Source organism: Clostridium aromativorans (assembly GCF_020908015.1).
GTDB classification, from domain to species: domain Bacteria; phylum Bacillota; class Clostridia; order Clostridiales; family Clostridiaceae; genus Clostridium_B; species Clostridium_B aromativorans.
Genome location: NZ_JAJJPB010000002.1, coordinates 76,858 through 96,542 on the forward strand (window position 1 = coordinate 76,858; position 19,685 = coordinate 96,542).

Genomic DNA, 19,685 nt, shown 5'->3' on the forward strand with positions numbered 1-19,685 from the left:
AAACTTTTCACTGTTTTTTTGTAGAGAAATTGTCTTCTATTGAATTTTAACTTCACAAGTATATAATAAAAATCATTAAATGTTCTAATATTGTAAGGGGTGAAGTGATGAAACCATTAGCGGAATTGATGAGGCCGGTTTCACTGGAGGATTTTATTGGACAAAATCAGATATTGGGAAAGGGAAAACCTCTATACAATTTGATAATTAAAAAGATGATACCAAATTGTGTATTATACGGCCCTCCGGGAACCGGCAAGACGACACTGGCTGGTATTATGGCCAATTATATGGATAAAAGATTTTATAAACTCAATGCCACAACGGCATCCTTGAAGGATGTACAGAATATTACATCTAATCTGGACAATTTGCTTAATTACAAGGGAGTTGTCATCTACATAGATGAGCTCCAGTATTTTAACAAGAAACAACAGCAGGCTCTGCTGGAATTTATTGAAAACGGTAAGGTGACTTTAATAGCAAGCACAACTGAAAATCCGTATTTTGCTATACATAAAGCTGTTTTGAGCAGATGCAATATATTCAGATTTTTACCTTTGACTGCTGATGAGGTAATGACCGGACTTAAAAGGGCATTAGATAAATTAATTGGAGAAAATATGAAAATTAAATATTCACGGGATGCCCTTAGATATATAGCTGAAATTTCTCAGGGAGATTATAGAAAGGCCTATAATATATTGGAGCTGGCAGTTAATTCCCAGATGGGAGAGGAGAAGGAAGTATCGGTGGAATGTGTTGAGGGCCTGGGGCAATCATCTATGAGAGCCGATTCCAGCGGCGATGAATTCTACAATGTTTTGAGTGCGCTGCAAAAAAGTATCCGGGGAAGCGATCCGGATGCATCCGTTCATTATCTGGCCAGACTCATAGAAGGCGGTAATATATTGGCTGTAACCCGGAGATTAGCGGTAATTACTGCAGAAGATATTGGACTGGCCTGCCCCAATGCACTTTCGGTGGTTAATTCAGGATTGGAGCTGGCTTTGAAAGTGGGATTTCCTGAAGCCAGAATAATACTTTCTGAACTTGTCATATATCTGGCTACTCTACCCAAATCAAACAGTGCGTATCTGGCCATAAATTCTGCTGTGGAAGATCTAAGGCATACTAATACAGGTGATGTTCCGGATCATCTAAAAGATGCCCATTACGGTGGAGCCAGCAAATTGGGGGTTAAGGGATACAAGTATCCACATGACTACCACAATAATTATGTAAAGCAGGAGTATATGCCAAGGAAATTAAAAGGAAAGAAGTATTATATTACTCAAAATAACAAATATGAAGATAGTGTTAAAAAATACTGGAACTCAGTAAAAAAAACTGCTGAATCAGGCGATTTTTAACCCTGAGTACTGACAGTGTTATTTGAATAATTCTGGAAGTGAATATATACTTAGATTATTAGTGTTTGATGGGAGGTGCTTATATGGTATGATAAGAAAAGGAAAATTGAAAGATCTGAATACAGATGAATGAAACCTATTATCTAGTATATGAAATTGTAAAATAATAATTTTGTGGAGAGATATTATGCTAAAAAAATTATATAAAAGTTTATTAATCTTGATAGTATTCTTACTATTATTTTTTGGGAACAATTGTTATGCAGCGGAAAATTATAAAGTTTGGAATGATGGAGTCTTAGCCAGTGTGGATAAAAACAAGACGTGGACTGTGACTTTTAATGGAAATGTAGATTTGAATTCAGCTGAGAATTCTATTAAAGTATATGAATTGGATAATAATCAGTCCATGGGGATTGACATTGTAAATTCAGCACCTAATTCAATAAGAATTTCTCCCCGGAGTTTATATATCCCCGGCGAAAGCTATGTCCTGGAAATAGATAACACGTTGAAATCCACCGATGGAAGACAATTAGGACAAGCAGTAAAATACGATTTTACAATAGATAAAGATAACTCTGGAGATGGAATTTCGGTACAAAATTATGATCAATATTATAATGCGTTAAAAGATGCCCTCTCAGATTATAAAAATACATTGATATTAAACATAAGTAATTATGATAAGGACACATATGATTTAAATGTAATAGATACTGTGCTCGATAATAATCCCAATTTGCGTGATTGGTATTTAAGTGCAGAAGCCAACATTCAAGGAAGCAATCCTGCAAAAATGAGTATTTATTTTAAATACACCGATACTAAACAGAATCTTATAAAAAAGGAAAGTGAACTCCAAAATAAGACAACTGAAATAATAAAGAAGGTTACAAACCCAGATATGAAAGATTATCAAAAAGAACTTGCACTTCATGATTATATAGTCAATAATGCAGATTATGATAGAAGTGATGATATTCCCAATGATTCCTATACGGCTTATGGAATTTTGATGAATGGTATTGGCGTTTGTGAAGGTTATGCGGATGCAATGGATAGACTTCTTACGGCAGCTGGAATAGAGTGTAAAATGGTCATAGGAAGGGCAAATGGCGGGAATGGATGGGTAGATCATGCCTGGAATATAGTGAAAATACAGGGTAAATATTATCAATTGGATTCTACCTGGGATGATCCCGTTACGAATGACGGATCCCACTTGATTTCTCATTCTTATTTTAATGTAACAGACAATGAAATGGCTCAAAATCATGTATGGGACAGAACAAAATATCCTAGGTGCAGTAGCACGGATTACAGCTTTTACAACATAAATTTAAGATAAGGGTCAGTTCAGATCTGACTCTTATCTTAAATTAATCTATTGACAACTCAGAGAAATAATTATATTATATAAATGAAAATGATTATCATTATTATTTATATGAGGTGACCAAAATGAGTAAAGTAAACATTATTTATTGGAGCGGAACGGGTAATACAGAATCCATGGCCAATTTAATAGCGGAAGGTGTAAAAGAAAGAGGGGCGGAAGTCAATGTGTTAAATGTTTCTGAAGCTTCTCCAGATGATGTAAAAAGTGCAGATATAGTTTTACTTGGATCTCCTGCCATGGGAGTTGAAGTAATTGAAGAGGAAGAAATGGATCCTTTTGTTGAATCCATCTCTTCTTGTGTGTCGGGTAAAAAAGTAGGGCTCTTTGGATCTTACGGTTGGGGAGACGGAGAGTGGATGAGGAATTGGGCTAAAAGAATGGAAGATTATGGTGCAAATCTATTGAATGAAGGATTTATTGTACAGGAAGCGCCGGAAGGAGAAATAAAAGAGGATTGCAAAAATTTTGGAAGGCAAATATTAAATGAATGATAACAGTTTTACAGATCTTGTTTGTGAGGAAGATGAAAAAAATACATGATGACACTTATCACTTATAGTATATCTCCTACCATATCAGGGTATAAGCCTGCTTCTATAATAAATATTTCTAATAAATATAAAAACATGTATGATCTTTGGTGTAAATATGGAGAAGAATATATAAAAGATATAAATTTAAAGGTCTTTGAAATTTTTAGTAATAACAGCTCATTGTTACTTTTGTTTTACAATGAAACATTTTTGTACAGAATTTTGTCTTGCCAGGATAATATAGAATTTTTAAGTGAATTTGGATATTCTAAAGATATGTGTTTAATGGATTTGTTGAATTTGTTGAGGGAAAGATATAAGTGCAATTTTTGTCCACATGAGATGGGTATTTTTCTGGGAATACCCCTCCCAGATGTAAAAGATTTTATATATGGGAAGGATAAAAAATGTATATGCTGTGGATATTGGAAAGTATATAATGACAGAGAACAAGCATTGAAAACTTTTGAAAATTACGATAGGTCAAGATATAATTTTATGAAATTGATCAGAAAAAATACGGAAATTATTAAAGCTGTAGAGATGCTTTCCTCTGCTGTTAGATGAATGTAATGAGTAGATAGAACTGCTGCTTGTTTAAGTGCAGTTCTATCTTTATATGTAAATTTTATATTTTGTTTATAATTTTACACTTCTTTTATTAACAAATATAGTATATTATATTTAATGGTATATATTTTACTATTTAAAAAAGGAGTTTTGAATCATGAAGATTAAAAAGATTTTCAGCAAATTGATGATTGTACTTATGGTTCTGACGTTGTCTGCATCTTTTGGAAATACCAGGGCTTATGCAGATGCTTATAAAGTTGTGACTTTGGGAGGAGATCTTACAAATGAACAAAAAGAGGATATGCTTAAATATTTTGGTGTTACCAGGCAGGATGTAAATGTAATAGAAGTGAATATAGATGAAGAGAGAAAATATCTTGGAAACATTGCAACCAGCCAGCAGATAGGTACTAAATCCATATCCAGTTCCTATGTGGAGCCAACTTCAAGCGGAGGTCTAAATGTAAGTACCAATAATATATACTGGGTGAGCAGCAGCATGATAAAAAACGCACTTATAACAGCAGGAATAAAAAATGCAAATGTAAAAGTATCTGCACCCTTTAATGTATCGGGAACTGCAGCACTTACTGGAATTTTAAAGGGTTTTGAGAGCAGCAGCAGTGGAAATAAAATTGATGAAGCCAAGAAAGAAGCTGCCAATGATGAATTGATGACTACGGGAAATCTTGGAGATAAAATAGGGAAAGACAAAGCTGCTGGTCTTATAAATGACATAAAAACCCAGGTGGTGAAGGAAAAACCTAAGACAGAAGAAGGAGTAAGGCAGATAGTCGAAAATGTAACTAATAATTACAATTTAAATCTGAGCACCGGAGATATTGACAAAATAACTGCACTTATGACAAAAATAAATGGGCTGAATTTGAATTTTGGGGATATAAAAGGACAGCTGAGCAGTGTGGCGGATCAATTAAAGGGAGAATTGTCAAGTGATCAGGCGCAGGGATTTTTCGCTAAAATAATTAATGCCATTAAAACATTTTTTTCTAATCTTTTTTAAAATATAATATATAAATTTAAAGAAAGGTGAGTTGTCGTATGAAATATGATAATCCGGTTATAGGATTTATTGGATTGGGAGTAATGGGGAATAGTATGGCTTCCAATATTTTAAAGGGCGGTTATGATTTACTGGTATATAATAGGACAAAGTCAAAAGGGGATAATCTTGTTGCGGAGGGGGCAAAATGGAAGGATAATCCGGCAGATATTGCAAAGGAGTCAGATATTGTTATATCCATGGTAGGATATCCACAGGATGTAGAGGAAATTTATTTTGGAAAAGACGGAATAATTGAAAATATAAAAAAAGGCGGCATAGTGGTGGATATGACTACATCCAAGCCTTCTCTTGCAAAGGAGATATATAGTGAAGCTAAGGAGAAAGGAGTATATTCATTGGATGCTCCTGTTTCAGGAGGAGATGTAGGTGCAAAAAATGCTGCACTTTCAATTATGGTTGGGGGAGATAAGGAAGTATTTGAAAAAGTACTGCCTGTTTTCAAACTCATGGGTAAAAATATAGTCTGGCAGGGAGAAGCAGGTGCAGGGCAGCATACCAAAATGTGTAATCAAATAGCTATAGCAGGAAATATGATGGGGGTATGCGAAACAATGGCATATGCGAAGAGATCCGGATTGGATCCTGAGAGAGTTCTTAAAAGCATAGAAACTGGAGCTGCCAGCAGTTGGTCCCTTAGTAACCTGGCTCCTAGAATGATAAATGGGGATTTTGAACCGGGATTTTATGTGAAGCATTTTATAAAGGACATGAACATAGCTTTAAGTGAAGCTGAAAATATGAATTTAGATACCCCTGCATTAAAACTTGCGAAATCTCTTTACGATAAACTGGAAAAAGAAGGCAATGGCAGCAGCGGTACTCAGGTACTCTATAAGTTAATAGACAGATAGTTTTGTTTGAATTGATGAATTTCAAATTATTGAGGGTGATTGAAGTATGGATTATGAAGTGTTTAAAATAGAGACATTTATACCGGAAAAGTATGTTGATGCCCTGAGGGAAGAGCTGAACTCAATTGGAGCTCTCAGCATTGGAGGCAACTATGACAATTGCATGTCTGTTTCCAAAGTTACAGGATATTGGAGGCCCTTAAAGGGGGCAAATCCTTTTTTGGGAGATGTGGGAAAAGTGAGCAGGGAGATAGAATGCAAAGTGGAATTTTGCTGTAGAAGTCATATTGTAAAAAAAGCCCTGGATATCATAAAAAAAGTACATCCCTATGAGGAACCTGTTATAAATGTAATTCCTCTCATCAATTATTACTTTATGTAAAACGAACATAAACATTTACACATGATTTAAAGTTGATTCTATATTTGGCAGTCAGGTGAATTATTCTGGTTGTAATTAAAAATAAACTATTTTTATCCGAACGCTACCAGTGCTAATACTCCCAACTTCTTAAAGCTTACGATAAGCACTGCTACGCGCCTGGATAAGTTCTGCTAAGGTTCAGCTGGAGAAAAGTATTTCTTATAGGCAAACTCCATCTGATAGGCAAACTCCATCTGAACCCAAGAATCACTTGATGGGGAAATTATTAGAATTGTGACTAAATAATTTGTAAATTGTTGATTTTTAGCAAATTTTATGGTAATATATAACTTGTGATAATATTTACTTTGTAATAATTAATATTATGTTACATATTTTATTATGAGGTAGATTGTCATCAACTCAAACTTAATGTATGGGGAGTGTGTTTATGAAAAGAGATGCGAGGAAGGACAAGGAAAATTCTAAGAATAATGAATTGAGTAAAAGCTTTTTTAAATCCTATTTGCAATTTTTTCTACTGATTGTTTTTTCTGTAGTGCTTATAGGATTTATTGCTTTTTTCAGTACAAAAAGTGCACTGACTACATTAGGACAAACTGCCATAAGAAATAGAGTTCAAATGGGGCTTGCCATGATGGACAGCCTGGAAAGTCAAGTCAAAAAGGGAAAGATTACAAGAACTGATGCCCAGGAAATATTTAAAAGCGAGATGCTTAATCCAAAGCAGTCCGATGGGAAGACAAGGGGATTGAATTCAAAATTGGAATTGAATATAGAGGCATATATGTATGCTGTCAACAGCAGGGGTATAGAGCAGATGCATCCTTATAAAGAAGGGGAAGATATTTCAAAGGTCAAGGATTCGGATGGGAATAATTTATTGCAGCTTATAATCAATGAAGCTAAAAACCCTAAAGATGGAGGAATAGTTCATTTTAACTGGAAGAACCCGGGAGAAACTCGTGAAAGACCTAAAGTAAATGCAGTGGCGTATTTTCAGCCCTGGGACTGGTACATAAATGTAGGATGCTATGATGAGGATTTTTATAAGCCTATATATAGGGTTTCGATCATTATAGCGGGGGTATCTGCAGCCATGATATTGATTTCCATATTGTTTATAATGAGACTCATGAAGAAAAAAGTAAATCCACTGAGCCAAATAGTGAATTCCATGAGTATGGCAGCAGCGGGCGATATGTCTGTAAAAGTGGATGTGACAAGTAAGGATGAAATAGGATATATAGGCAGAGTGTTTAACAAAATGATAGATGAAATAAGAAGTTTGCTTATAAATATAAAGAAGCTGTCTGACACTATAGATGAGAGAATAGAACTTATAAATTCGTCCACTACGGCCACATTTGAAAATTCAAATGGAATAAAGGATGCTATGGAAGAAATTTCATCTGCAATAAATAATTCAGCAAAAGACATGCAAAGTAGTGTTGAAAATATGAATATTTTATCAAAAAATGTAGATGAAGTGAAGGAAAATGGCATAAATATGAAAAATGGGGCTTCAGAAGCAGGAAAGCTGAATTCAAGTATTGTGGATATACTTACAGAGTTGGAAAAGAAAAGTTCAGAAAATATAACTGCAGCTCAGGAGACAAATAACAATCTAAAGCAGTTGATAAAAAAATCCAATGACATATTGGATATAGTGAGCACTATAGAAGAGATATCCGATGAAATAAATTTGCTTTCATTAAACGCTTCTATAGAATCTGCTAGAGCAGGAGAGGCCGGAAGGGGATTTGCCGTAGTAGCAGATCAAATCAAGGAGCTGTCCAATCAGACTTCTAAATCCGTTAAGCAGATCAATTCACTTATAAAGGATCTCACCCATGCTGAGAATGTTTCAGCAAATAATGTGGAGATATATGGAGAAATAGTGCGTTCCCAGATACCTACGATAAACAAGACAAAGCAAATTTTGAACGGGGTAGTCGAATTTATAAAGGGTATACCTCAGACAATTGAAAAAAATGTGGATAAAATAAGTGAAGTACATAAAAACAAGGACATGATCAACTCTTCAATGGATTCAATACTTTCTGTTACCGAAGAAATATCAGCTTCATCTGAGGAGATAACAGCTTCGACTTCTGAGGTAAAGGAAAAGATGGGAGATGTTAAAGATCTAGTGAGAGAATTAGGACAATCTTCAAAGGATCTAAAAGAAATGGTAGGCAAATTTTCTTTATAACATTTGTTAAAATAGTTATTGACATTGGAAACAATTTGTATTATACTTACTACCATACTTATAGTTGATATAAAAACTTGGATAAGGAATAGTAGGTATGTTAGTATTTTAAAGAGAGCGGTAAAAGATGGGAAGCCGTAAATACTGCATGTTGAACTCGCCTTGGAGTTGCAGGCTGAATTGATATAGTAGGCTGTGCCGGCATATGTCGTTATTTAATTGAGTACGAATTTGGGTGGTACCGCGAACAGATTTCTCGCCCCATAGAGAAATCTGTTTTTTTATATTAACTTTTAAAATATGGGAATATTTATTTCAAAAAATGAATATCAATAAGCTGTGAGGGGAAGTAGTAGACATAATTTCTATTTTAAAGAGAACGGGCATTTATGGTGAGAGCCTGTGAATAGTATATGTGTTGAACTCGTCCTGGAGCTGTAGGCTGAAATAGTAGTAAGCCTTATCGGTAAAAAGCCGTTATTTAATTGAGTACAAATTTGGGTGGTACCGCGGACAGACTTCTCGCCCCATAGAGGAGGCTGTTTTTTATTTGCCTTATTTTAAATTAGAAAATATGGGGACTTTCAAAAAAATTTCAACTGGCCAATTGAGATTATATGATACATGAGTAGGTATTTTTAAAGAATTACAAGGACAAATTGGAGGAAAAATCGTTATGGAAAATAGAATATATATTTTTGATACTACGTTGAGAGATGGAGAGCAGACTCCTAAAGTGAGCTTAAATATAAATGATAAATTGAGTATTGCAAAACAGCTTGAAAAATTAAATGTGGATGTCATAGAGGCTGGTTTTCCAGCGGCTTCCAATGGAGATTTTGAGGCAGTCAAAGCTGTGGCAAATGAAATAAAATCACCACATATAGTAGCTCTGGCAAGAGCTTTAAAAAGCGACATACAGACTGCCTGGAATGCAATTGATGATGCTCAAAAGCCAAGAATCCATGTTTTCATTGCCACCTCGGATCTGCACATGAAATACAAATTGAAAATGAAACCGCAGGAGGTCCTGAAAAGAGCAGTGGATATGGTGAGATATGCTAAAAGTTTGTGTCCCAGTGTGGAATTTTCACCAGAAGATGCCACGAGAACGAGACCAGAATTTTTGTATAAGGTGCTGGAAGCTGCTATAGACGCCGGAGCCGATATAGTAAATATACCTGATACCGTTGGGTATTCTACGCCAAGCCAATACGGTGCATTCATAAAGGGCATCAAAGAAAATGTATTTAATATAGACAAAGCCATTATAAGTGTTCACTGTCATGATGATCTCGGCATGGCGGTGGCCAATTCTCTGGCAGCAGTGGAAAATGGAGCTAGACAGGTGGAATGTGCAATGAATGGTCTCGGAGAGAGGGCAGGAAATGCGGCTCTTGAAGAAATAGTGATGGCTATTAAAACCAGAGCTGATCTTTTTAACTGCCATACGGGCATTGTAACAGAGGAATTGACAAGGACCAGTAAGCTTGTGAGCCACATAACGGGGATGCAGGTTCAAAACAATAAGGCAGTAGTAGGTGCAAATGCCTTTGCACATGAATCGGGCATACATCAGCATGGGGTTTTAAACTGCAGGGAAACTTATGAAATTATGACTCCGGAGTCTGTAGGATTGAAGAAAAGTTCTATAGTACTTGGAAAACATTCAGGAAGGCATGCTTTTGTCAGACATCTTGAAGAACTGGGTTATAAAAATCTAGATAAGGATAAGGTAAATGAAATCTTTGAAGAATTTAAAAATCTAGCTGACAAGAAAAAAGATGTCTCCGATGAAGATATAGAAAGTCTTGTAAAAAATGAGATATTTCAAGTACCTGAGGTGTTCAATTTAAAATACTATCAGGTTTCTACAGGGAATACTACAGTATCCACATCCACTGTGAGGTTGGAGTATGAAGGTAAAAGTGTAAGTGAGGCCTCCTGCGGAGATGGGCCTGTAGATGCTACTTTTAAAGCTATTGAAAAAGCGGCGGGAATTAAAGTGAATTTAAATGACTATTTTATAAAATCAGTGGGATATGGCAAGGATGCCCTGGGCGAAGCTACTGTAAAAGTGGAAAAAGATGATAAGATTTTTTCGGCAAAAGGGTTGAGTACTGATATAGTGGAAGCCAGTGCAAAAGCTTTTGTAAATGCCATGAATAAAATGTATTATGAAGTTTCTCCAGAAAAAGCTGCGGCTTATTGATGCTGAGGCAGAATCACTTAAACTAAAATTTTAGTAGGAGTTGATATAAATGGGTATGACAATGACACAGAAGATATTGGCCCGCCATGCGGGAGAAGATTTTGTAAAAGCCGGGCAGTTAATAAAAGCCAAGCTGGATTTGGTGCTTGGAAATGATATAACCACCCCGGTGGCCATAAAAGAATTTGATAAAATTGGGATTGGAAGGGTTTTTAACAGAGATAAGATAGCTATTGTCCCAGATCATTTTACCCCCAATAAGGATATAAAATCAGCACAGCAGTGCAAATGTGTGAGAGAATTTGTCAAAAAAGCGGAAATTAAAAATTATTTTGAAATTGGGCAGATGGGAATTGAACATGCACTTATTCCAGAAAAGGGTTTGGCAGTATGTGGAGATGTTGTGATAGGAGCAGATTCCCATACCTGTACTTATGGAGCTTTGGGGGCTTTTTCCACAGGAGTTGGGAGTACGGATATGGCCGCAGGCATGGCCACTGGAGAGGCGTGGTTTAAAGTTCCACCGGCAATAAAATTTGTACTTGATGGAAAACTGCCTAAATGGGTAAGTGGAAAGGATGTTATTTTACACATCATAGGAATGATAGGAGTGGACGGAGCCCTCTATAAATCCATGGAATTTACAGGCAAAGGAGTAGATGAACTTTCCATGGATGATCGTTTTACCATATCCAATATGGCAATAGAAGCAGGGGCCAAAAATGGAATCTTTCCCGTAGATGAAAAAACTGTGGACTATATAAGGAAACATTCAAAAAGAGAATATAGAGTATACGAAGCGGATGAGGATGCAGAGTATGAAAAAGTTATACACATAGATCTGTCTAAACTGCGTCCTACAGTGGCATTTCCACATATTCCTGAAAATACCAGAACCATTGATGATGTAGGAGATATAAAAATAGATCAGGTGGTCATAGGTTCCTGCACTAACGGGAGAATAAGTGATTTGAGATCTGCAGCCAGTATTTTAAGAGGAAGAAAGGTAAATAAAAATGTGAGGACAATTATTTTTCCTGCCACCCAGGCAATATATCTTCAAGCCCTGAGAGAGGGTATTATAGAAACTTTCGTAGAATCAGGAGCTGTGGTTAGTACTCCTACCTGCGGACCTTGTCTCGGAGGACATATGGGAATACTTGCAGAAGGAGAGAGGGCGGTTTCAACTACAAACAGGAATTTTGTCGGAAGAATGGGACATGTAAAAAGCGAAGTTTATCTTGCAAGTCCGGCAGTAGCTGCGGCTTCGGCAGTGATGGGTAAAATTGCATCCCCGGAGGAGGTGGTAAAATGATAGAGGGAAAAGCGATTAAATACGGCGATAATGTTGATACAGATGTTATAATACCAGCTAGATATCTAAATACCAGCGATGAAGAGGAACTTGCCTCACATTGTATGGAGGATCTGGATAAAGAATTTCCTTTGAAAGTGAAGAACAATTCCATACTTGTGGCAGGGAAAAACTTTGGGTGCGGATCTTCAAGAGAACATGCACCTATAGCCATCACGGCGTCTGGGGTTGAATGCGTGATAGCGGAAACTTTTGCCAGAATATTTTATAGAAATTCCATAAATATAGGTCTTCCCATAATTGAATGTAAAGAGGCGGCCTGTGGTATAGAGGAAAATGACCAGGTATCGGTAGACCTGGCTTCAGGCAGGATAATCAATGTTACTAAAAATAAAACATACAATGCTGCTCCATTTCCTGAATTTGTACAGAAAATTATAAAATCACAGGGGCTTATAAATTATTTAAAGAGAGAGGTGGCAGGTAAGTGAAAATAGCTGTTATATCAGGAGATGGAATTGGCAGTGAAATAATTGCGCAGGGAAAAAAGGTATTGAGGACTGTTGCTCATAAATATAATTTTGATTTTGAATATGAAGATGTACTTTTGGGGGGAAGTGCATTTGATAAAAAGGGGACTCCACTGCCGGAAGAAACTGTAGAGATCTGTAAGAATAGTGAAGCAGTGCTTTTAGGAGCAGTAGGAGGGCCTAAATGGGATAATCTTCCCGGCAATTTAAGGCCGGAATCAGGACTTCTAGGTATGAGAAAAGCTCTTGGAGTATTTGCAAATTTAAGGCCGGCCATATTGTTTCCTGAGCTTGTAGGATCATCCAATCTGAAGCCTGAGGTTTTGGGAAGAGGGCTGGACATAATGATAGTCAGAGAATTGATAGGAGGAGCCTATTTTGGAGAAAAAGGCACGGTAAATATAAAAGGGGGTCAAAAAGCTTGGGATACCATAGCTTATACAAGCTTTGAGATAGATAGAATAGCAAGGAAATCTTTTGAAATAGCGAGAAAGAGAAATAAAAGACTTACACTGGTGGATAAAGCCAATGTACTTGAAAGTTCAAAGCTGTGGAGAAAAACTGTGCGGAAAATTTCAGATGAATACAAAGATGTAGAAGTCAGCTATATGTATGTGGATAATGCGGCAATGCAGCTTATAAGGGATCCTAAACAATTTGACGTGATACTGACTGAAAATATGTTCGGAGACATATTAAGCGATGAAGCTTCCATGCTGACAGGTTCTCTTGGAATGCTTCCTTCTGCTAGTGTCAGAGGTGACTCTTTTGGCCTTTATGAACCAGTACATGGTTCTGCACCGGACATTGCAGGGCAGAATAAGGCGAATCCAATTGGCACAATTATGAGTATTGCAATGATGCTCAAATACAGTTTTAACATGACAACTGCCGCTGAAGATATAAAAAATGCAGTGTCTCAGGTTCTCGGTGGGGGCTATAGAACTGTGGACATTGCAGAAAAAGATACAGAAGTTATCGGAACTGAAGAAATGGGAGAACTGATTTGTAAATATATGTAAGGGGGTCAGTCCCCTTTAAAATGGATTTGTGTATGTTGATTTTACACAAATCTATTTTTGTTATGATTATAAAAAAATATGCAAGAAAATGGGGACAAGTAGAGTAGTATTTTTATTGGCAAAAAAGTTCAAAACTGATAATATAGGATTGTTAGCTGCAATTAAAGAATTTGTTACAGATAATGTTACTTAATTTTGTCTAAAATAATTTCTAAAATATTAGAATGGGGTGAGACTATGAGAGACAAGTATGATGTATTGGTAATAGGAGGCGGTGTAATAGGCAGTTCAATAGCCAGAGAGCTTTCACGCTATAAGCTTAAGGTAGCTGTTCTGGAAAAGGAATTGGATGTGGTTTGTGAAACAAGCGGCCGGAATAGTGGTGTCATTCATGCAGGATTTAACAGCAGGCCGGGAACACTTATGGCTAAATACTGCGTAGAAGGATGTCTTGGATTTGACAAAGTAGCAAAAGAATTGGACATACCGTTTAAAAGAACGGGAAAATTGGTAGTAGGATTTACAAAAGATGATTTAGAAGGACTGGAAGAATTAAAAGAAAAAGGTGAAAAAAATGGAGTCCCGGGATTAAAAATAATATCTGAAAAAGAAATAAGGGAAAAGCAGCCTTATGTAAAAGGGAAAACGGCATTGTTTTCACCGATGACAGGTATAGTAAATCCCATAATTTATACTATAGCGTTGGCAGAGAATGCATGCCAAAATGGAGTAGAATTTTTCATGGGAAGAGAAGTAAGGGGAATAAAGAGGATAGAAAAAGGCTATGAAGTATCTACAGACGATGAAATTTTTCAAACCAGATGGGTGATAAACAGTGCAGGGCTAAATTCAGACAAGATTGCCAGGATGGTTGGGATAGAAGATTATACAATATATCCCTGCAGAGGGGAATATTTTATACTGGATAAAAATTTTAGCAAATACTTAACTATGCCGGCTTATCCTGTACCGAATAAAAAGGAGGGGGGACTTGGTATTCATCTTACTCCTTCAGTAGATGGAAATGTGCTTATAGGACCAAGCGCAGTCTATATAGACGAAAATGATAATTATTCATCCACCCAGAAAGTAATGGATATGCTTATAGAAGGCGGTAGGAAAATACTTCCTCAAATAGAGAGAAAGTATTTTATAAGGAATTTTTCGGGTATAAGACCTAAGTTGGTGAGCAAGGAAAAGGGCGGATATGCGGATTTTGTAATTGGAGAGAGAAAGAGTGTACCGAATGTAATCAATTTAATAGGAATAGAATCTCCTGGGCTTACGAGTGCTCTTCCAATAGCCAGAGATGTAGTAAAAATAATAGCCGGGAAAGAAGTTCTTCAAGAGAATGAAAAATTCAATCCGATTAGAAGGGGAATACTGAAATTCAATGAACAATCGGATGAAAAACAAGCTGAGCTTATAAAGCAGGATCCAGATTACGGTGAAATATTTTGCAGATGTGAAACGGTGACAAAACATGAAATTTTAGAAGCAATTCACAATCCATTGGGAGTCAAGACACTGACGGGAATTAAAAATAGAACAAGAGCAATGATGGGGAGATGTCAGGGCGGATACTGTCAGACAAGAATCGTAAAACTTTTGATGGAAGAACATGATTTAAAACCAGAAGAAATAAGGTATTCGAGGAAGAACGGATATCTATTTGAAGGGAGGGTCAGATAATGAAGATAATGGAAAAGGATGTAATTATTATAGGAGCGGGCCCTGCAGGACTTGCTGCAGCTATAAGATTAAAAGAAAATGGTATAGATGATGTACTTGTATTGGAGAGAGAAAAAGCTCCAGGAGGAATACTTAAGCAGTGTATACATGATGGGTTTGGACTTTTGAGATTTAAGGAAGCACTCAGCGGACCTGAATATGCGGATAGGTTTATACAAAAAGCAAAAGAAAAAAATGTGGAAATAGAAACAGGAGCCACAGTTGTAAGACTTACAAAAAATAAAGAAGTTACGGCTGCAACCAGAAATGGATTAAAAAAATATAAAGCAAAAGCTGTTATTTTATCAATGGGATGTAGAGAGAGAACCAGGGGAGCTATAAGTATACCAGGAACAAGACCTGCTGGTATTTTTACGGCAGGTGTTGCCCAAGCCTATATAAATTTAAATGATCTTATGGTTGGGGAAAATATTATTATTCTTGGTTCCGGCGATATAGGTCTCATAATGGCGAGAAGGCTTACACTGGAAGGTGCTCATGTCATTGCAGTATTTGAAAAACTGCCATATCCAAGCGGCCTTCCCAGGAATATACAGCAGTGTTTGAATGATTACAACATACCTCTTTATTTAAGTCATACTATTACCAACATAATAGGTAAGGATAGAATTCAGGAGGTTGCAGTCAGTGAGCTTGACGAAAATGGAAAGCCTATAGAGGGTACTGAAAAAAATTATAAATGTGATACTTTGATTTTGTCAGTTGGATTGATACCTGAAAATGAATTGTCACTGCAAGCTGGTATTGAACTTGATAAAAGAAGTAATGGCGCCATTGTAGATGAGAATTTGCAGACCAATGTTTCTGGAATATATTCAGCAGGAAATGTACTGCATGTCCATGATCTGGTGGACTATGTATCTTTGGAGGGAGAAAAAGCTGCTGAATCAGTGACTAGGCAGCTTAGAGACCAGATCAGGGGAAAAGACACAATAGGTATAAGCACGGATGGAACGATTGGAAACATTGTACCAAATAAAATAAGTGGAAATGAAGACTTGGAATTGGCCTTGAGAGTGAGAAAACCATCTAAAGATAAAGTTATAAAAGTTATGCAGGGAGAGAAAGTTATAAAAACTGCTAAACTGAAGAAACTTAATCCTGCAGTAATGATACATTTGAATGTTAAAAAAGAAGATATCAAGTCTCAACAAGATATTAAGGTGGTGGTAGAGGTATGAAGAGAGATTTGACGTGTATAGTATGTCCTAATAGTTGTGAGATTACAATTGATTATGATGACAGAGGTATCATAAGTGTCAGGGGGGCAACCTGTAAAAGAGGAGAAAAATATGCAAGACAAGAAATACAGGATCCCAAGAGAACTATTGCCACTTTGGTAAAAGTTAAAAATGGCAAGGAACCTTTAGTAAGTGTGAGAACCAAGGATCCAATACCTAAAGATAGAATATTTGATGTCGAAAAAGAAATAAAAAAAGTAGAATTAGAGGCGCCAGTGGGAATTCATCAAATTGTGGTAAAAAATATTTTAAATCTGGGTTCTGACATTATAACGACAAAAAGAGTAGAGAAATTATAATGAATTAGGGGGTTGTATATATGAATTTTAAGATAGATGTATTATGTAAGGCATTTCCGGGTAAATCCACTATAGGTGCATTGGGATGGAGCAATGTAGCACTTATACGTATGAAAGACAGAAACATTTTATTTGATACAGGGTCTCAGGGAATTCGTCCAAATCTTTTAAAGGCACTTGAAGAGTTATCAATGAAACCAGATCAAATTGACAGCGTTTTTTTGAGCCATCTGCATTTTGATCATTGCGGCAATGCATCCTTGTTTCGAAATGCAAGATTTATTATAAGTGAAGCTGAGTGGAAATATGCTACTACGGAAGAAGATGTCTTTACAACAGAGGAATCTGTAAAATATTTAAGTGATAGGGAAAAAATAATTATATCCAGAGATGGAGATGAAATTTACCCTGGCGTGAAAGCCATATTTACTCCGGGACATACTCCTGGAGGAATGTCTCTGGTTCTCGAAGCAGATAATGAGACATGGATTATTGCAGGTGATGCAGTAAAAAACAGGATAGAGCTGCTGAAGGGGGAAGTGGATATGTCTTTAGATAATGAACAAAGCAGGCAGAGCATATTGAGAATAAAGAATATTGCAGATCGTGTTTTACCTGGACACGATTGCTGGATGAAAATCAAAGACAATAAAATTATTCCTCAAGAAAAAGTACAGGTTGATATAACTTTACCTGGGGGAATACAGGGTGGAGAAGACGGGGTGTTTAAATTAGCTGTTGAAAATAGACCGTTATTTTAAAATTCAATAGGCAAAAAGTAAGATGTTAAAATTGTAAATATGAAGGGGGATTATAAGTTGCCTGGCATTGATAATAAAAATAATATTGCTGATGGTGTTATGGACGAGAAAACTAAAAAGAGTATATTATGGGGTGCTACATTTTTTACTGCAACCACTTCAACGGTTGGTGCCGGATTCTTGACTCAAACAGCTCAATTTGCACAGGACTATAAATTGTCGCTTATTTTAGTGATTATAGCTGTATGCATAATAAATATTTTCACACAAATCAATGTATGGCGTATATTATGTGTTTCAAAACTGAAAGCGCAGGACATTGCAAATAAAATTGTACCCGGGCTGGGATATGTGATTTCATTTTTGATATTATTGGGAGCAATAGCTTTCAATACAGGTAATATAGGCGGTGCAGCATTGGGGTTTAATATTCTTTTTGGTATTAATTTTAAAGCAGGATATATTTTAGCAGGCATTTCCGCTGTCCTCATATTTTTATCCAAAAATATAGGCAGAGCTCTAGATCAATTTTCAAAGATATTGGGTATTATTATGATACTTGTTATTTTTTACATGACTGTAGCAGTTCTTCATGGGAATTCAATGAGTACTGGAATTAGATTGGATTATGGCACTCTGTTCCCCCAAAACCCATCAACCTTGTTATTTCCAACTATAACTTTAATGGGAGGAACAATTGGAGGTTTCATATTATTTTCCGGGATGCATCGTCTGCTGGATGCAGGAATTTCTGGAGAAGAAAATTTAAAGGGAGTGGAGAGTTCTGCCATCTCAACAGTAGCTATAACAACAGTTATAAGGATTATGCTGTTTTTGGTAGCTTTAGGTGTGGTAGCCAGTGGAATAGGATTAGATCCTACCAATCCGGCGGCATCGGCTTTTAAATATGGAGCAGGAAATTTAGGATATATATTCTTTGGAGTGGCTATTTTGTGTGCAGCAGTTACATGTGTTGTAGGAGCTTCTTACACTACTGTTACTTTTTTTAAGACATTGAGTCCCTTTGTAAGCAGACATGAGAGAATCCTCACAAGTGTCATAATTGCCATTTCAACGCTTATAATGACTGTGCTGGGCAGACCGGCTAAATTGCTCATAGTTGCAGGTTCTCTAAATGGCCTCATTATTCCCGTGATGCTTGTTATGATTTTAATAGCATCCAGGAGAAAAGATATTGTGGGAAACTATAAGCACCCAAAATGGTTATTTATAACAGGTGTTGTCATAGTTATAATAACTGCCTATGCGGGAATAGAATCCTTGACTAACATCAAAGCGTTATTTTCATAATATGTAAATATATGTAATGGGGTCAGTCCCCTTACATCAGGAAATTTTTCTGGCATTTTTATCATAATAACAATTTGGATTTTCCCAGTTAACTATTAAATCTGTGGCCATCATAGCTGCTGAAATGGCATAAATTATATCTCTGACGAAGGATTTACTCTCCTTGTCATATCTTTCACGCATGCAGTATATTACTGATGATATGCTTTTTTCAGTAATATCTATATTTGTTATAATTTTGATTTTTTTAAATATTAAAAGGCCTATAAAAATAAAATGAAGGCACAGTTCATATATGAAATGCTGAAAAAGGTTTCTCTCTTTATATTCTTTTGTATGATATAGACAGAAATAATCACAGATAAAATGGCATATCATGCCTAAAATGACTGAAAATTTTTTTATTGACATTCTGGTATTGATCAGCTGATCGCAGTATTCGCATACTATATCCATGCTTTCACTTAGGTAATGGTGAAAATTGGAGCTGTCCCTTACAAAATCAGGTCTTATACTGCCGTATAAGAAATTAAATTTATTCAGTTTAATATTAAAATTTTTTGAACAGTATTTAAATATGATATTGGAAATCAATAAGTGGGTATCTGTTATCATTATAAGATCACCTTTCTCCCTATTTGATATCTTCACCTTTGAACTTTGCTTTTTTACCAATTGTGCATTGAGTATATAAAATCCACCTTCACTTATATATATATACTTTGAAAGTTAAAGCCAGATTAATGTAGGGTTAATTAAATATTTTATTTTATCACGTGGCTGCCATTGCATAATTATGTGTATATATATATAATAATTTTGA

At 36.1% G+C, this 19,685-nt stretch carries 18 protein-coding genes and 2 other annotated features; of the genes, 17 read left to right on the forward strand and 1 reads right to left on the reverse strand.

The genetic code is table 11. The annotated features are described in order from the left end of the window. The first annotated feature begins 107 nt into the window (after positions 1 to 107). From LN736_RS03035 to LN736_RS03115, 17 genes are all read left to right on the forward strand, one after another. On the forward strand, positions 108 to 1,373 hold the full coding sequence (locus LN736_RS03035; protein WP_229980811.1) for a replication-associated recombination protein A: 1,266 nt from the start codon (positions 108 to 110) through the stop codon (positions 1,371 to 1,373). A gap of 187 nt (positions 1,374 to 1,560) precedes the next feature. After that, the gene (locus LN736_RS03040; protein ID WP_229980813.1) at positions 1,561 to 2,724 is read left to right on the forward strand and encodes a transglutaminase domain-containing protein; all 1,164 of its coding nucleotides are present in this window, start codon (positions 1,561 to 1,563) and stop codon (positions 2,722 to 2,724) included. 113 nt (positions 2,725 to 2,837) lie between these two features. Beyond that, complete coding sequence (locus LN736_RS03045; RefSeq protein WP_150355718.1) at positions 2,838 to 3,266, forward strand: flavodoxin; 429 nt, start codon at positions 2,838 to 2,840, stop codon at positions 3,264 to 3,266. A 45-nt stretch (positions 3,267 to 3,311) separates the two neighbouring features. Beyond that, positions 3,312 to 3,875 (forward strand): DUF3793 family protein, encoded by a 564-nt coding sequence (locus tag LN736_RS03050; RefSeq protein WP_229980814.1) that lies wholly within the window; start codon positions 3,312 to 3,314, stop codon positions 3,873 to 3,875. 160 nt (positions 3,876 to 4,035) lie between these two features. Continuing rightward, complete coding sequence (locus LN736_RS03055) at positions 4,036 to 4,905, forward strand: DUF1002 domain-containing protein (RefSeq protein ID WP_229980816.1); 870 nt, start codon at positions 4,036 to 4,038, stop codon at positions 4,903 to 4,905. A gap of 38 nt (positions 4,906 to 4,943) precedes the next feature. Continuing rightward, entirely contained in the window at positions 4,944 to 5,819 is an 876-nt protein-coding gene (locus LN736_RS03060; protein WP_229980818.1) for an NAD(P)-dependent oxidoreductase, read from the forward strand. A gap of 46 nt (positions 5,820 to 5,865) precedes the next feature. Further along, a complete protein-coding gene (locus LN736_RS03065; RefSeq protein ID WP_150355722.1) occupies positions 5,866 to 6,201 on the forward strand; it encodes a cytochrome C biogenesis protein in 336 nt (111 codons plus the stop codon). A 433-nt stretch (positions 6,202 to 6,634) separates the two neighbouring features. Further along, positions 6,635 to 8,419: a methyl-accepting chemotaxis protein gene (locus LN736_RS03070; RefSeq protein ID WP_229980820.1), complete on the forward strand. Its 1,785-nt coding sequence runs from the start codon at positions 6,635 to 6,637 to the stop codon at positions 8,417 to 8,419. Between the two features lie 69 nt (positions 8,420 to 8,488). Next, positions 8,489 to 8,686 (forward strand) — a binding site (T-box leader). A 63-nt stretch (positions 8,687 to 8,749) separates the two neighbouring features. After that, positions 8,750 to 8,952, forward strand: a binding site (T-box leader). A gap of 143 nt (positions 8,953 to 9,095) precedes the next feature. Next, positions 9,096 to 10,631, forward strand: coding sequence for a 2-isopropylmalate synthase (locus LN736_RS03075; protein WP_229980822.1), 1,536 nt, complete (start codon positions 9,096 to 9,098; stop codon positions 10,629 to 10,631). 49 nt (positions 10,632 to 10,680) lie between these two features. Beyond that, entirely contained in the window at positions 10,681 to 11,946 is a 1,266-nt protein-coding gene (gene leuC / locus LN736_RS03080; protein WP_150355725.1) for a 3-isopropylmalate dehydratase large subunit, read from the forward strand. Then, positions 11,943 to 12,437 carry a 3-isopropylmalate dehydratase small subunit gene (gene leuD, locus LN736_RS03085; protein ID WP_179977039.1) on the forward strand — a complete coding sequence of 165 codons (495 nt, stop codon included), beginning with the start codon at positions 11,943 to 11,945 and terminating at the stop codon, positions 12,435 to 12,437. Before leuC ends, leuD begins: the two co-directional genes overlap by 4 nt. After that, a complete protein-coding gene (leuB, locus tag LN736_RS03090; protein WP_179977040.1) occupies positions 12,434 to 13,498 on the forward strand; it encodes a 3-isopropylmalate dehydrogenase in 1,065 nt (354 codons plus the stop codon). The genes leuD and leuB overlap by 4 nt, the downstream gene beginning before the upstream one ends. A gap of 237 nt (positions 13,499 to 13,735) precedes the next feature. Next, the gene (locus tag LN736_RS03095) at positions 13,736 to 15,190 is read left to right on the forward strand and encodes an NAD(P)/FAD-dependent oxidoreductase (RefSeq protein ID WP_229980824.1); all 1,455 of its coding nucleotides are present in this window, start codon (positions 13,736 to 13,738) and stop codon (positions 15,188 to 15,190) included. Then, on the forward strand, positions 15,190 to 16,431 hold the full coding sequence (locus LN736_RS03100; RefSeq protein ID WP_407647099.1) for an NAD(P)/FAD-dependent oxidoreductase: 1,242 nt from the start codon (positions 15,190 to 15,192) through the stop codon (positions 16,429 to 16,431). Before LN736_RS03095 ends, LN736_RS03100 begins: the two co-directional genes overlap by 1 nt. After that, positions 16,428 to 16,790 (forward strand): DUF1667 domain-containing protein, encoded by a 363-nt coding sequence (locus LN736_RS03105; RefSeq protein WP_229980825.1) that lies wholly within the window; start codon positions 16,428 to 16,430, stop codon positions 16,788 to 16,790. Before LN736_RS03100 ends, LN736_RS03105 begins: the two co-directional genes overlap by 4 nt. A gap of 20 nt (positions 16,791 to 16,810) precedes the next feature. Further along, on the forward strand, positions 16,811 to 17,551 hold the full coding sequence (locus tag LN736_RS03110) for an N-acyl homoserine lactonase family protein (protein ID WP_229980826.1): 741 nt from the start codon (positions 16,811 to 16,813) through the stop codon (positions 17,549 to 17,551). A gap of 57 nt (positions 17,552 to 17,608) precedes the next feature. Then, entirely contained in the window at positions 17,609 to 18,862 is a 1,254-nt protein-coding gene (locus LN736_RS03115) for an NRAMP family divalent metal transporter (protein WP_326839063.1), read from the forward strand. Between the two features lie 36 nt (positions 18,863 to 18,898). Here LN736_RS03115 and LN736_RS03120 read toward each other — a convergent pair whose 3' ends face one another. Then, positions 18,899 to 19,477: a zinc dependent phospholipase C family protein gene (locus LN736_RS03120; protein ID WP_229980827.1), complete on the reverse strand. Its 579-nt coding sequence runs from the start codon at positions 19,475 to 19,477 to the stop codon at positions 18,899 to 18,901. Positions 19,478 to 19,685 lie beyond the last annotated feature (208 nt).

Coding starts and splice junctions, on each gene's coding strand:
- LN736_RS03040 (WP_229980813.1), top strand. CDS start 1,561: ATGCTAAAAAAATTATATAAAAGTTTATTAATCTTGATAGTATTCTTA.
- LN736_RS03100 (WP_407647099.1), top strand. CDS start 15,190: ATGAAGATAATGGAAAAGGATGTAATTATTATAGGAGCGGGCCCTGCA.
- LN736_RS03035 (WP_229980811.1), top strand. CDS start 108: ATGAAACCATTAGCGGAATTGATGAGGCCGGTTTCACTGGAGGATTTT.
- LN736_RS03110 (WP_229980826.1), top strand. CDS start 16,811: ATGAATTTTAAGATAGATGTATTATGTAAGGCATTTCCGGGTAAATCC.
- LN736_RS03105 (WP_229980825.1), top strand. CDS start 16,428: ATGAAGAGAGATTTGACGTGTATAGTATGTCCTAATAGTTGTGAGATT.
- LN736_RS03095 (WP_229980824.1), top strand. CDS start 13,736: ATGAGAGACAAGTATGATGTATTGGTAATAGGAGGCGGTGTAATAGGC.
- LN736_RS03070 (WP_229980820.1), top strand. CDS start 6,635: ATGAAAAGAGATGCGAGGAAGGACAAGGAAAATTCTAAGAATAATGAA.
- LN736_RS03065 (WP_150355722.1), top strand. CDS start 5,866: ATGGATTATGAAGTGTTTAAAATAGAGACATTTATACCGGAAAAGTAT.
- LN736_RS03050 (WP_229980814.1), top strand. CDS start 3,312: ATGATGACACTTATCACTTATAGTATATCTCCTACCATATCAGGGTAT.
- leuC (WP_150355725.1), top strand. CDS start 10,681: ATGGGTATGACAATGACACAGAAGATATTGGCCCGCCATGCGGGAGAA.
- LN736_RS03055 (WP_229980816.1), top strand. CDS start 4,036: ATGAAGATTAAAAAGATTTTCAGCAAATTGATGATTGTACTTATGGTT.
- LN736_RS03120 (WP_229980827.1), bottom strand. CDS start 19,477: ATGATAACAGATACCCACTTATTGATTTCCAATATCATATTTAAATAC.
- LN736_RS03060 (WP_229980818.1), top strand. CDS start 4,944: ATGAAATATGATAATCCGGTTATAGGATTTATTGGATTGGGAGTAATG.
- LN736_RS03075 (WP_229980822.1), top strand. CDS start 9,096: ATGGAAAATAGAATATATATTTTTGATACTACGTTGAGAGATGGAGAG.
- leuD (WP_179977039.1), top strand. CDS start 11,943: ATGATAGAGGGAAAAGCGATTAAATACGGCGATAATGTTGATACAGAT.
- LN736_RS03045 (WP_150355718.1), top strand. CDS start 2,838: ATGAGTAAAGTAAACATTATTTATTGGAGCGGAACGGGTAATACAGAA.